We start from the raw sequence: 13,532 nt of genomic DNA, 5'->3' as shown, positions 1-13,532 counted from the left end.
ATGTTTTTGAGATGTTGAGAGGGAGTCCAGCTCTCACTCGAAAACCGTTTTGTCAGGTTATGTCGCATCGTCAAGAAAGAAACCCAAGCCCGGAGACGGAGCTTGGGTACCGGCAGGCTCCGGTGGAAAATTCGAGATCTATTTCGAGATGGTTGGTGCTAGTTCAGGAGGCGGTAGTTGTTGGGTAGTGCGAACAATGCAGCAGGCTGCTCCTTGAGCTGAAGGTTCTTGAGGGTATATGTGGTCTGCCCGAAGCGTGGGTCGGTGGTGGTGGATTGGACGACGGCATCGATGTCGGGAGAGAACCAGGTCTCGGTGACGATGGCGATGGGGCGCTCGTTGCCGACCTGACCGGCGGGGATGGTGATGGTCTGGCGTTTGCCAATGCAGGTTACGCCCTGGATATTCATGGTTCCGAGCTGGTCGGAGGTGATGTCGTGGGCCTCATCGAGCTTGGGTAGTTTGACATTGGCCATGGTGTCGTTGCTGCGCTCGATTTTGAGCATGACCTCGCGAGAAGAAGAGACGGTGTGCGCGATCTTTTCGTGGGGATCGAGAACATAGGCGTTTTTGGCGACGGGGTCGTCGATGAAGATCTTGGTTTCGCCGGGAGAGTTTTCAAAGCCGGGGAAGGTCTGCTCGCGGCGGGTGCGTCCCTGGCTGTCGCGGTAGAAGACGCTGGAGCTGTGCTGGACGATGCGATTGCCGTCGGTGAGGGTCTGGACGACTTCTGTAGTGGAGTTGGCAGAGTAGGGCTTGCCGGCGACGACCTTGCTGTGGGCGGCGAGAACTTCGATCTTTTCCTGGATTTCTTTCTTTGCGCGGATCTCAGCCTGAGCGGCGCGCTCGGCCTCTTGTGCGGATTCGTCCGGCGATGCAGAGAGGCTTGCGAGTTGAACGAGGTTGGAGGGTTGTGCCTGCTGTGCCAGAGCAAAGGATGATGCTGCAAGGATAAAAGCGAGAGTGCAGGATGTTGAGTTCATGTTTCTCTCCGTTGAGTTAGAGGTTGGGACTGGTTATCGAACAAGGCGAATGGCGCGAGGCAGGCCGTCATCGCCGATGAGAAATTCAGCAAGAATGGTTTGTGGCGCTCCTGGAGGCGGAGGGGTAAGACCGTAGCTCCGAAGAGAACTTGTGTCGATGCGTGTGCGAATGAGCACGGCCTGGGTTGGTTCAGGAAGGCCCGTGCTGGTGGGGAGCTGGACAAAAGAGTCGTGTGAACTCATGATCCGCCGTGTGGTCGGACGCTTTACGAGTGGACGAGGAGTGGGCTGCGCTCTTGTGTTGAGCGCGGGTGGTATTTGAGCGGGCCTTGATTGCAGTGGTGCGGTTTGTGTCTGGAGGACGGATGGCGCCGCCGCCGAATGCGGACGGAGGAGCAGGACAGCGATGGCTATAACTGTTGAAGTTGCCAGTGTGAGAAACCATAGACGCGACCCCGCTGTCCGGCGAGTATTGCCCGAAGCGTCGGAGCTGTGATGTGCGATGAGGGTCTCCACGAGAGCAGCGGGCGGCTGGATGGAACGATGCTCGCGACGCAGGTCTTCAAGCAGATGGTCGAGATTGATTTCGTCGTGGTTGTTTGTGCGGTTCATAATGGCTGGTTCTCCGTAGAGGTGCGCAGGAGGGTGGTGAGTCTGGCCTTGGCGCGATGCAGACGTGAACGTACGGTTCCAATGGGCACGGCGAGGATAAGGGAGGCTTGTTGGTAGGTGAGCTCTTCGAGCTCGCAGAGGACGATGACCTCTTTGAGCAGGAGCGGGAGTGAATCAAGTCCGGCCCGGATGATGGCAATAGCTTCGGCGCGGGAGAGGAGTTCATCTGGGCCGTCGTCGGGGGAGGTGGGTTCGAGGTGATCGTCTGCGGAATCGAAAGGGACAAAACGCTGGTTGCGCTCAAAGTGGCGCCAGAGCTGCCGGCGGGCTATGGCGCAGAGCCAGGTGGAAAGCGAGGCCTGGCTGGGGTCGTAGCGCTCGGTGTGGCGAAGCAGAGCGAGGAAGACCTCCTGGGTGATCTCCTCCGCTGTGGCAGTGTCACGGCTGAGACGAAGGACGAAGCGGTAGACGAGAGGGCTATGTCTACCGTAAAGAGCGGCGATGGCATCGGAGGACCCTTGTTGCGCAGCAAGGACGACCTCAGTGTCGGAGTCCTTCTGGAAACGATGATGGAGCCAGCCGTTAAACATGTGTGTTGATGATTACGCCGTGCGGGCAAAGAGTTCCATGAATTGCTGAACTTCTTGGGGCAAGGGAGGGGATGGCAGGGGCGTAATCTTCTAAATGAGGGCAGTGGAGGAGGCAAATGATGGTAAGAGTGCTGGCGCTTCTGGGGATGACGGCAGTGGGGATGGCGCAGAGCTCATCGCAGCACGTATCGCAGAACGCCGTGCTGACCGTGAGCGGCCGTACAGGCCAGGCCCCGGTGATTACGCGCAATGGCCGCTCCTACGTCGATGTCGAGGCGCTGGCACGTGTGTCAGGTGCGACGCTGGGATTTAACGACAACCGTATCGTGCTGACGCTGCCTGCTCCAGCCCCTGCCGCTCCGGTTGTACCGCGACAGCCAGCTCCGTTGCCGAAGGAAGACAAGGGATACTCGCGGGAGTTTCTGCGCGCGGGGGTGGAGCAACTGACGGTAGCACGCGAGTGGCGCAGCGCGCTCGAGAACGCGATCCGGACGAACAACCCGGTGGAGGAGAGCTGGGTCTCGTACTATCGCAGGACAGCGCAGGACAAGATGGCGATGGCGACCGCCTCGGCGACGACGGACGCCGACCGGCAGGCGTTGCCGCTGTTACAGAGCGACATGGCGATGGTGGGACAGTTGAGCGACCGCTTCCTGGCGCTGCGGACGACCTTGACCTATGTCCCTCCCGACTCGCTGGATAACGATCCTCTGGACAAGAAGATTCTGGCGTGTGCCCAGGGGATGGCGTCGCAGGCGATTCCGGGCGGAGCGTTTGAGGACGTTTCGGCGTGCCACTAGAGCCCTTCGAGGCGATCTAGCGGAAGACCTCGGCGACCGGCACGGGCTGGTTGGAGTTGGAGCCTGAGAGGATGATGACGTCGCCCGTGGCCGTGTTGCGGAACGCGAGGGCGCGGACGTGGTGCTCGTTCAGGTCCGGCCCCATCGTCGAGGTGCGGCTTGCGGGGTCGTAGATCTCGGTGGCCGTGGTGGCCACTCCGCTGATGCGCTCACCGCCTGCGAGGAGGATGCGCCCGTTGTTGAGCACGGTTGCGGTATGGCTTCCGCGCGCCACTTGGAGCAGGCCGGCGTTCGTGAAGACGCCAGTTGCCGGGTCGTAGATTTCAACCTCGGCGACCTGGTCGGTGCCGGTGGACAGGTTGTCGGTGGACTCTCCCCCAACGATCAGCACCCTTCCGTCGTCGAGCAGTGTTGCCGTGTGGTTGTAACGGCTGACGTGGAGCGAGCCGGTGGGGCGGAAGGTGCTGGTTGCGGGATCGTAGAGCTCGGCCGAGTCGAGCGAGAAGACGGGGCAGCGCCCGGTGCAGTTGTTACTGCGGCCTCCTACGACGAGTATGCGGCCGTCACGAAGGCGCGTCATAGTGTGGAGCCAGCGCCCGGTATTCATGGCAGGCCCGGCGGTGAACTGCATGGTCGCGGCGTCGAAGAGCTCGGTATTGACGGAGGCGCCGAACTCATTGCCGTAGAGCTGGATTCCCCCGGTGATCAGGACGCGGCCGTCGCCCTCGCCGAGCCTGGCCCAGACGTGGCCGCGGCGGGGAACGGTCATCTCCGGCCCGGCGGTCCACTGGCGCGTGGCTGGGTCGTAGATCTCGGTGCCGCGAATGACGGGGTCGCCCGTGCGCGCCCCGCTGGCGATGTCGTAGCCACCGGCGGCGAGGATGCGTCCGCTGGGAAGCCCGAACATGATGTGGGACATGCGCTTGACGGCCATATCGCCCGTGCGTTGAAAACGGTCCTCCGCCGGGAGGTAGAACTCGGCCTGGTTGTGGACGCCGTTGATGCCGCGGCCGCCGGAGAGAAGGATGGAGCCGTCGAGAAGCTGGATGGCGGCGAAGGCATCGTAGCCGTCGCTCGGAGGGGCGAGGCGCTCGATGCGGCCGTGGTAGTCGCGGACGGTAACGACGGCCTCGGCGAACTTTGTTGGGTCGGCCTGGCTGGTGGCGCGAATGTGATAGACACCCGGGGTCTTTGGCGCAAAGTACGATCCGGCCGGGTCGATGTCGCCGCCATTCGGCTCGACAACGGAGTATTGCACCGCGGTGTTGGCGGCGCCGGTCACGGAGGCCTTGAAGCCCACGGCAGTCGCGAGCAGTGGGTTGGCCGTGGACGGCGAGATGGCGACGGCGACGGGAACCGGCTTCGGATCGGGCCCGGGGTTGGGGGATGTTCCGCCGCTACAGGCAAGAAGCAGAGGCAAGCCAAGCGAGACACAAAAAGACGCAGCAAAGGATGAACGCATGTCACCTTCTCCGGAAAAGTAGGAATTGCTCGCGAAGTGTTTCTTCAGACTTCAAGCTGTCGCATCATATTGGCCGAATCGCGCGTGGCGATGCGGTTGTCGCGGATCGGAACTACTCCATGGCGACAAGGGAGTAGCTTTTTGCCGGTTGGCGGCGTGCCGCGAAAGGCGTTGCAAAACGGGGGCCCGGGTGCAAAATCTCAGATGCTTGAGGTGGTCTCAGGATTCGAATGCGGCGAGCAGGGAATCCTACTGGATGCGGTGGAGAGTGCGGCTCCATCGTGTTTCGTCGAAGAAGTGTAGCGCGGTGTGCAGGGTTGCGCTGGCCCTTTCGGTGAGAGACGTTTTGTACATTTCGTCTTCGGGCATTTCGAAAGACCAATAGACAAAGAGTGGGCGGCCGATGAGGTTGCTGCGGGGGACGAGACCCCAGTAGCGGCTGTCGAAGCTGTTGGTGCGGTTGTCTCCCATCATGAAGTAGCAACCGGACGGGACGACGAGATCCTCGCCTTGAATGTGAGTGGGAAGATCGACGGACCATGTGGCAAGGACATCGCGTCCTTCGCTGGCGGGAAGGGCTGGAAAGTCGTCATTGTAGGGATCGTAGTTGCTTGAGTTGGGCATAGCGGCGTAGGGCTCGTGCAACGCCATGCCGTTTCGGTAGACAACGCCATGGCGAAGGTGGATGCGATCACCGGGAAGGCCTATGACCCGTTTGACGAGGATGTCATGGTCGCCCTGAGCGTTGGGTGCGGGACGAAAGAAGACGATGGGTTCGTCGCGCTTAAGATCGCCGTAGGGGATAAAGGGCGCCAGGGAGGAGGAGGGCGCGAGGGAGACGCGCTCCACAAGGACGTGGTCGCCCACCAGCAGGGTGTTGGCCATGGAGGCGGAGGGAATGACGAAGTTCTGAAAGAGAAAGCTCATGACAAAGAGCCATACGGCAAGTGTGGAGCAGAGGGAGGCCAGCTCCTGAAAGCCGGTGGCGCGTTTGTCTTTGTCGTGCTTTGTCATAGTCGTTTTCCGGTAGGGCTAGGTGGAGGCAATGATGGCGGCCTGTTGTGCGGCAAACAGCTCACGGATGCCTTTTTCGGCGTAGTCGAGCATCTCGTTCAACTGCTGGCGCGAGTAAGAGTCCTTTTCGGCGGTGGCCTGGGTTTCTACAAGGCCTCCGGTGGCGAGCATGACGACGTTCATGTCGACGGTCGCGCGGGAGTCTTCTTCGTAGCAGAGGTCGAGCAGCACGTTGCCGTCGACGATGCCGACGGAGGTGGCGGCGACCATCTGGCGCAGCGGCGAGGCCTTGAGGGTTCCGGCGGCGACGAGCTTCTGGAGCGCGATGGCGAGAGCGACAGCGGCTCCGGTGATGGCGGCGGTGCGCGTGCCTCCGTCGGCCTGGAGGACGTCGCAGTCGAGGACGACGGTGCGCTCGCCGAGGGCCTTCATGTCGACGACGGAGCGGAGGCTGCGCCCGATGAGGCGCTGAATCTCGTGGGTGCGGCCGCCGATCTTGCCGCGCTCGGCCTCGCGCGGGGTGCGGGTGAGGGTGGCGCGGGGAAGCATGCCGTACTCGGCCGTGACCCAGCCGCGGCCGGAGTTGCGCAGCCAGGCGGGGACGCCCTGCTCGATGGAGGCGTTGCAGAGGACGCGGGTGTTGCCGGACTCGATGAGCACGGAGCCCTCGGCCATGGCAATGAAGCCGGGAGTGATGCGGATGGTGCGGAGGGAGTCGGCGGCGCGGGAGTCGGGGCGGAAGACTTGAGGTGGTGCAGCGGACATTCGGAGATTATAGAGGCGGTTTATGCGGAGGAGGGATGCGGAGGTGGCTTTCAGGGCAAATTTATTTGCATATCCGGTAAAGGTACGGCATACTTATAACAGCGTCTCGACTCCCCGTTGAGACCATCGATGACCACGCCCCGGAGGAACGGTTCCGAGTGGGGTGGGAGATGAGGAAAGATGGCTAGGAAGATCTCCAAGAATCTGGCGAAGGCGCGTGCGCTCGTTGAGCCCCGTCCTTACGTCCTGGCGGATGCGGTTCCGCTGCTCCAGAAAGCGAAATACGCAAAGTTTGATGAGACGGTTGACCTGACGATGCGTCTGGGCGTCGACCCGAAGCACGCGGACCAGATGGTTCGCGGCACGGTGGTTTTGCCGCACGGTCTGGGTAAGACGAAGATCGTGGCCGTGATCGCCTCGGGCGACAAGGTGAAGGACGCGCAGGCGGCCGGCGCTGAGTTCTTCGGCGGCGAAGAGCTGGTCGAGAAGATTCAGAAAGAGAACTGGACGGCGTTCGATGCACTGATCGCGACTCCCGACATGATGAAGTCGGTCGGACGTCTTGGTAAGGTTCTCGGCCCCAAGGGTCTGATGCCCAACCCGAAGACGGGTACCGTGACCACGAATGTGGCCGATGCGGTGAAGGAGATCAAGGCGGGTAAGGTTGAGTTCCGCACCGACAAGACGGCGCTGGTTCACGTTCCGGTGGGCAAGCTCTCGTTCGATCCGCAGAAGCTGGTCGACAACGCGACGACGGTCATCACGAGCGTGGTGAAGGCGAAGCCTTCGGCGGCCAAGGGTAAGTACATCAAGGGCGTGACGCTGAGCTCGACGATGGGCCCCGGGATTCAGCTCGACTACTCGGCGGCCGAGGCTGCCGGCAAGGCGTAAATCGCCGTTCGGTTTGGCCGCGGCTTGCGGCGCACAATTTCAGCTAGCAGCAAGAGCTAGCAGTGAAGGCTAGGGTTTTATGGCACTGTCCAGATCACAGAAGTCGGATAAGGTAAAGAAGCTCGCAGGGGAGCTGGAGACCTCGACCTCGGCCATTATCGGTACATTTACCGGGCTGACGGCATCGAAGGACTTCGCTCTGCGCAAGACGGTTCGTAACGCCGGTGGCCGTTACCACGTGGTGAAGAACAAGTTGGCCGCGAAGTCGGCCGAGGGGACGAAGATTGAGGCCGCTCTGAAGGGCCTGAAGGGCGTCAACTCTGTGGCGTACACCTCGGGCGACCCCGTGGCTTTGGCCAAGGCGCTCTCGACCTGGGTGAAGGACAACTCGGAGTTCACCTTCAAGCTGGGCATCGTCGACGGCAAGGTCATCAACATTCAGGAGATCACCGAGCTGGCGAACATGCCAGGCAGGGAAGAGCTCTTCTCGAAGCTGCTGTTCCTGATCAACGCTCCGGCGCAGCGGTTGGCGACGGTGATCAATGCGACCGGACGCGACCTGGCCGTGGTGATCAATCAGGGCGTGGAGAAGGGCAAGTTTGGCGGGGCTGCGGCTCCGGCGGCAGAGGCTGCTCCCGAGGCGTAAACAAGTTTCGTCTGGCCTTCTCCGGGTGCGCTGGTCTGGGCGCAACGGAAACCCGGCAGGGGCCTGACAACCGGAGCGGAGTAAGGCTTCCGGCAAAGCAATAAGCGGTACTAAAGTTCAGTAATACATGGAGATAATGATGGCAGACATTCAGCAGTTGGAAGATCAGATTGTTAGCCTGAGCCTGCTCGAGGCTTCGGCGTTGGTGAAGAAGCTCGAGGAGCGCCTTGGCGTTTCGGCAGCGGCTGCGGCCGTGGCGGCTGCTCCGGCGGCAGGCGGCGGCGCGGCTGCTCCTGCGGCGGAAGAGAAGACCGAGTTCACCGTCATCCTGAAGGATGCCGGCGCGAACAAGATCAACACCATCAAGGCTGTGCGCGAAGTCACCGCCCTTGGGCTGAAGGAAGCCAAGGACCTGGTCGACGGCGCTCCCAAGCCTCTCAAGGAGAATGTCTCGAAGGACGACGCGGCTGCGATCGCGAAGAAATTCGAGGGCATTGCGACCGTCGAGATCAAGTAGTTTTTCCGGCAGTTGCACTTCCGGGCGGAACGAGCTATTCTTTATTGCTAGAGAAGATTCGTTCCGCCTCGTTGTGCTACCTGGTGGACGGCGGCGTCTAAAAATTAGATATACGGTTGTACTCCGGTCCATCCTCTAAGTGCGAAAGAGGCTAGGGGGCCGGCCATTATGCGTCTCTTGCGGCGGATGCGCATAGTGCCACAGGTATCAAGCAGACAGCAGCGAATTTGGGGCAAGGCGAGCCTCAAAGTGGCGGCGGACATTTATATCATCACGATCGAAATAGTGCACAAGTCGACCTTTGCGCTCGCGGGAGAAGCTGTCCCTCCGAGCGCTTTGCCGTGTTTTCAGGTGCTTCCGCGCCATGGGGTCACGCAGCAGCCAGTCAGTACGCGTTTCTTATAGCAGATTCCGCCGGCAGCAGGCGAATGAATGCTGTGAAAAGTTTTTGAAGGGTTCCAGGGCAGGAAGGTCGTCGTGGTGAATTGACGGCAGACATATTGCGCACAGGGTTGCCGCAGTCGAGGGCGGCACGGCCTGAAGAAACAAGAGGCGCAGAGCAATAACCAGGAGAGCCGGGACCGCGGTTCTCCCCTTCCATCGAAGGTCCTCGAAGGTTCAGTTTTCAGGGAGAGAGCATGTCCAGCGAAATGCGCGCGATCCGCAGCCGTCTCGATTTTTCGAAGATTCCAACCGCAATTGAAATTCCCAACCTCATCGAGGTCCAGCGCCGCAGCTACGAGCGCTTCCTGCAGATGGACAAGCTTCCGCAGGAGCGCGAGGACAACGGTCTGCAGTCGGTGTTTACCTCGGTCTTCCCGATCACCGACTTCCGCAATGTGAGCGAGCTCGAGTTCGTCGACTACTCGATCGGCAACTGGGAGTGCAAGTGCGGCTACCTGAAGGGGCTCAACCACCTGCGCACGGCCTGCACGCACTGCGGCCACATGGTGATCACCGATCCGTTCCATCCGGGCGATGTGCTTTGCAACTTCTGCGGAACGTACAACAAGAACACCCCCGACTTCTGCACCAAGTGCGGCGACCCGGTGGGTCTGCAACTGAAGTACGACCAGGCGGAGTGCGAAGAGCGCGGCATGACCTACTCGGCGCCGCTGAAGGTCACGATCCGCCTGAAGATCTACGACAAGGACCCGGAGACGGGCGTCAAGACGCTGCGCGACATGAAGGAGCAGGAGGTCTTCTTTGGCGACATACCTCTTATGTCGGCAAACGGCACCTTTATCGTGAATGGCACCGAGCGCGTCATCGTCTCGCAGCTGCACCGCTCGCCGGGTGTCTTCTTCGAGACGGCGAACAACCGCACCTACTTCCTCGGCAAGATCATTCCGTACCGCGGTTCGTGGGTTGAGTTCGAGTACGACCAGAAGAACACGCTGTACGTCCGCATCGACCGCAAGCGTAAGTTCCTGGGCACGATCTTCCTGCGCGCGCTCGGTCTGCGCACGGACGAGGAGATCCTGAAGACCTTCTACACCGTCGACACGATCAATGTGAAGGACGGCAAGCTGGGCTGGAAGGTCGCCCCCGAGGGCACTCCGACCAACCTGCAAGGTACCCGTCCGGCTGGCGCGATCACGGTGAAGGGCGAGGAGATTGCCCCGGCGACGCGCAAGATCTCAGCGCACTCGCTGAAGGGTCTGCGCTCGCACAAGATCGAGCAGGTCGAGGTGGAGACCTCGGAGTTTGACGGCGCCATGACCGCCGCCGATGTCGTCGACCTGACGACGGGCGAGCTCCTGTACGAGGCCAACCAGGAGTTGACCGCCGACAAGTTGCACAAGATCCTGCAGTCGGGCGTGACCAGCTTCGAGGTCTTCTTCCCGGAGCGCGACGATGTGGGCAACATCATCACGAACACGCTGCGCCGCGACTCGGTGCGCAAGCCCGAAGAGGCGCTGATCGAGATCTACCGCAAGCTGCGTCCGGGCGACCCGCCGACGCTCGACACGGCGACGGCGCTCTTCGAGGGCATGTTCTTCGACTCGCGCAAGTACGATTTCTCGCGCGTGGGACGTCTGAAGTTCAACATCAAGCTGTATGAGAACCAGGATTCGACGGGTCTCGACAAGCGCACGTTGACACCCGAAGACTTCTACGGGACGATCCGTTATCTCCTCAAGCTGCGCAAGAACATCGGCGTGGTGGACGATATCGACCACCTTGGCAACCGTCGCGTCCGCGCGGTGGGCGAACTGATGGAGAACCAGTTCCGCATCGGCCTGGTCCGCATGGAGCGCGCGATCAAGGAGAAGATGAGCGTGTATCAGGAGATGTCGACGGCGATGCCGCACGACCTGATCAACGCAAAGCCGGTGATGGCGGCGATCCGCGAGTTCTTCGGAAGCTCGCAGCTTTCGCAGTTCATGGACCAGACCAACCCGCTCTCGGAGATCACGCACAAGCGCCGCCTGTCGGCCCTTGGGCCCGGTGGTCTGTCGCGTGAGCGCGCGGGCTTCGAGGTCCGCGACGTACACCCGACGCACTACGGTCGCATCTGCCCGATCGAGACGCCGGAAGGCCCGAACATCGGCCTGATCTCGTCGCTGAGCTGCTTTGCGCGCATCAACGAATACGGCTTCATCGAGTCGCCGTATCGCCGCGTGAAGGACGGCAAGGCGCTGGACTACGTTGCCGTCTCGAACGCCGGTGAGAGCGGTCTGCGGCAGGGCGACTACCTCGAGATCAACGAGGCGAAGAAGCTCAACGACCAGTTGAAGAAGGACAAGAAGCGCACGATGGACCTGGTCCCGTTCAGCTTCTACCTGTCGGCGTGGGAAGAGGACCGCCACACGATCGCGCAGGCCAACATCGAGCTGGACGAAAAGCAGAACATCGTTCAGGACATCGTCGATGCGCGCCGCCAGGGCAACTTCATTCTGGTGAACAAGGCGGAGGTCGACTATGTCGACGTCTCGCCGAAGCAGCTTGTCTCGGTTGCCGCGTCTCTCGTTCCGTTCCTCGAGCACGACGACGCGAACCGCGCGCTGATGGGTGCGAACATGCAGCGCCAGTCAGTGCCGCTGCTCGTGTCAGAGGCTCCGTTCGTCGGAACCGGCATGGAAGGCGTCACGGCCCGCGACTCGGGCGCTGTGATCCTTGCCAAGCGCAACGGCATCGTGGACTCGGTCGACTCCGAGCGCATCATCGTGCGCGTCGAAGGTGAGCATCATCCGACGCAGCTCTCGCGTGAGGTCGGTTCGGACATCTATCAGTTGACGAAGTTCAAGCGCTCGAACCAGAACACCTGCATCAACCAGAAGCCGGTGGTCCGCAAGGGCGACCGCGTGCTGAAGGGGCAGGTGATCGCCGACGGTCCGTGCACGGAGCAGGGCGAGCTTGGCCTCGGCCGCAACGTGCTGGTGGCCTTCATGCCGTGGCGCGGTTACAACTTCGAGGACGCGATCCTGATCTCCGAAAAGCTGGTCCGCGAGGATTACTACACCTCGATCCACATCGAGGAGTTTGAGATCGAGGCCCGCGACACGAAGCTTGGACCGGAAGAGATTACGCGCGACATCCCGAACGTCTCCGAGCACGCGCTGCGTGACCTGGACGAATCGGGCATCATCCGCATCGGCGCCAAGATTGGCCACAACGACATCCTCGTGGGCAAGGTGACTCCGAAGGGCGAGACGCAACTCACGCCGGAAGAGAAGCTGCTTCGCGCCATCTTCGGCGAGAAGGCCGGCGACGTTCGCGACGCCTCGCTGACGTGCCCTCCGGGAATCGAGGGAACGGTCGTCGACGTCCGCATCTTCTCCCGCAAGGGGCAGGAGAAGGACGAGCGCGCCAAGCAGATCGAGCAGGAGCAGATTGAGAAGCTCGAGCGCAACCTCGCCGACGAGATCCGCATTCTGACCGACGAGCGGTTGAAGCGCCTTGAGGCGATTCTCGGCGGCAAGGAGGTCCAGGCCGACCTGCACGACGAGCGCACGAACAAGAAGCTGCTCTCGAAGGGCGATGTGTTGAACCGCGACACCATCGAGCTGATCTCCACGCGCAACCTGAAGCGTATCCGTTACGCCGACAAGGACCCGCGCGTGAACGAGCAGATCGACGAGATCGAAGAGATGACCTCACGTCAGATCGACGTTCTGCGCAAGATCACCAACGAGAAGATCGCCAAGATGTCCAAGGGCGACGAGCTTGCACCGGGCGTCATCAAGATGGTGAAGGTCTACGTCGCGATGAAGCGCAAGCTTTCGGTCGGCGACAAGATGGCCGGACGCCACGGTAACAAGGGTGTCATCGCCCGCATTCTGCCGGAAGAGGACATGCCGTACCTCCCGGATGGAACGCCGGTCGAGATCGTTCTGAATCCGCTGGGTGTGCCTTCGCGCATGAACGTGGGTCAGATCCTCGAGACGCACCTGGGCTGGGCTGCACATGAGCTTGGCAAGCAGGTGGCCGAGGCGGCTGCGGCGATGCAGTCCGCCAACGAGGTCCGCGAGTTGTTCAAGGCGCGCTTCGCGGGTACGGCTGCTCTCAACCAGCTTCTTCGCCTCGACGACGAGCAGACACTGCGCGTTGCTGCCGGCATGAAGCGCGGCATCTGGTTCGGCACGGCTGTCTTCGACGGCGCGCGCGAGACGGAGATCAAGGCGCTGCTCGCAGCGGCTGGTCTGCCAAGCTCGGGCAAGAGCCTTCTGCATGACGGCATGACGGGCGAGGAGTTCGAGCAGCCCGCCACGGTCGGCTACATCTACATGCTGAAGCTCTCGCACCTTGTCGACGACAAGATCCACGCTCGCTCGATCGGACCGTACTCGCTGATCACGCAGCAGCCGCTGGGCGGTAAGGCGCAGTTCGGCGGACAGCGCTTCGGCGAGATGGAAGTCTGGGCGCTCGAAGCTTACGGCGCAGCCTACATTCTGCAGGAACTGCTCACCGCGAAGTCCGACGACGTCTTCGGCCGTACGAAGATCTACGAGGCCATCGTCAAGGGCGAGGCGGCGATCGAACCCGGCGTGCCGGAGTCGTTCAACGTGCTGATCCGCGAGTTGCAGTCGCTTTGCCTTGACGTTGAGCTGGTCAAGCAGGCCGACCAGAAGAAACAGCCGCTGCCTGCAATCGCAGCAGCCGACTAATGCAGTAAACGCCTGAGGAGGCGGATCGTCTCCTCAGGCGCCGCTCACCTTTATCGAGCGGCAAGACAATTGAAATTGAGCTTCAGATCCAGAAAGACGGCAACGCGATACGCCGGGAGTTGTCGCAGAGATTTCGCAACC

General features: G+C 61.5%; 11 protein-coding genes. 5 read left to right on the top strand and 6 right to left on the bottom strand.

Annotated features, from left to right (window positions below; genetic code table 11):
- Positions 1-158: 158 nt before the first annotated feature.
- The 3 genes from JSS95_07300 to JSS95_07290 are packed head-to-tail and all read right to left on the bottom strand — an operon-like array spanning position 159 to position 2,185.
- Positions 159-983, bottom strand: a complete 825-nt coding sequence (locus JSS95_07300) for a hypothetical protein (GenBank protein MBS1799618.1) — start codon at positions 981-983, stop codon at positions 159-161.
- Between the two features lie 33 nt (positions 984-1,016).
- Positions 1,017-1,595: a hypothetical protein gene (locus JSS95_07295; GenBank protein MBS1799617.1), complete on the bottom strand. Its 579-nt coding sequence runs from the start codon at positions 1,593-1,595 to the stop codon at positions 1,017-1,019.
- On the bottom strand, positions 1,592-2,185 hold the full coding sequence (locus JSS95_07290) for an RNA polymerase sigma factor (GenBank protein MBS1799616.1): 594 nt from the start codon (positions 2,183-2,185) through the stop codon (positions 1,592-1,594). Before JSS95_07290 ends, JSS95_07295 begins: the two co-directional genes overlap by 4 nt.
- A gap of 116 nt (positions 2,186-2,301) precedes the next feature.
- On the opposite strand from JSS95_07290, the gene JSS95_07285 reads away from it, so the two are divergent.
- Positions 2,302-2,985, top strand: coding sequence for a hypothetical protein (locus tag JSS95_07285; protein MBS1799615.1), 684 nt, complete (start codon positions 2,302-2,304; stop codon positions 2,983-2,985).
- A gap of 16 nt (positions 2,986-3,001) precedes the next feature.
- Here JSS95_07285 and JSS95_07280 read toward each other — a convergent pair whose 3' ends face one another.
- From JSS95_07280 to rph, 3 genes are all read right to left on the bottom strand, one after another.
- On the bottom strand, positions 3,002-4,447 hold the full coding sequence (locus JSS95_07280; GenBank protein ID MBS1799614.1) for a hypothetical protein: 1,446 nt from the start codon (positions 4,445-4,447) through the stop codon (positions 3,002-3,004).
- A gap of 249 nt (positions 4,448-4,696) precedes the next feature.
- Positions 4,697-5,461 (bottom strand): signal peptidase I, encoded by a 765-nt coding sequence (gene lepB, locus JSS95_07275; GenBank protein MBS1799613.1) that lies wholly within the window; start codon positions 5,459-5,461, stop codon positions 4,697-4,699.
- Positions 5,462-5,479: 18 nt separating this feature from the next.
- Positions 5,480-6,226 (bottom strand): ribonuclease PH, encoded by a 747-nt coding sequence (rph, locus tag JSS95_07270; protein MBS1799612.1) that lies wholly within the window; start codon positions 6,224-6,226, stop codon positions 5,480-5,482.
- A 180-nt stretch (positions 6,227-6,406) separates the two neighbouring features.
- On the opposite strand from rph, the gene JSS95_07265 reads away from it, so the two are divergent.
- The 4 genes from JSS95_07265 to rpoB all read left to right on the top strand — a co-directional run bounded on the left by JSS95_07265 (position 6,407) and on the right by rpoB (position 13,391).
- Positions 6,407-7,117, top strand: coding sequence for a 50S ribosomal protein L1 (locus JSS95_07265; protein ID MBS1799611.1), 711 nt, complete (start codon positions 6,407-6,409; stop codon positions 7,115-7,117).
- A gap of 79 nt (positions 7,118-7,196) precedes the next feature.
- On the top strand, positions 7,197-7,763 hold the full coding sequence (locus JSS95_07260; protein MBS1799610.1) for a 50S ribosomal protein L10: 567 nt from the start codon (positions 7,197-7,199) through the stop codon (positions 7,761-7,763).
- A 139-nt stretch (positions 7,764-7,902) separates the two neighbouring features.
- A complete protein-coding gene (gene rplL, locus JSS95_07255; GenBank protein MBS1799609.1) occupies positions 7,903-8,280 on the top strand; it encodes a 50S ribosomal protein L7/L12 in 378 nt (125 codons plus the stop codon).
- A gap of 638 nt (positions 8,281-8,918) precedes the next feature.
- Positions 8,919-13,391 carry a DNA-directed RNA polymerase subunit beta gene (gene rpoB / locus JSS95_07250; GenBank protein ID MBS1799608.1) on the top strand — a complete coding sequence of 1,491 codons (4,473 nt, stop codon included), beginning with the start codon at positions 8,919-8,921 and terminating at the stop codon, positions 13,389-13,391.
- The last annotated feature ends 141 nt before the right edge of the window (positions 13,392-13,532 follow it).

The sequence above is a fragment of the Acidobacteriota bacterium genome, from assembly GCA_018268895.1.
GTDB lineage: Bacteria > Acidobacteriota > Terriglobia > Terriglobales > Acidobacteriaceae > Edaphobacter.
Note: the sequence above shows the minus strand (reverse complement) of the source record. Positions and strands in the feature narration are given on the sequence as shown.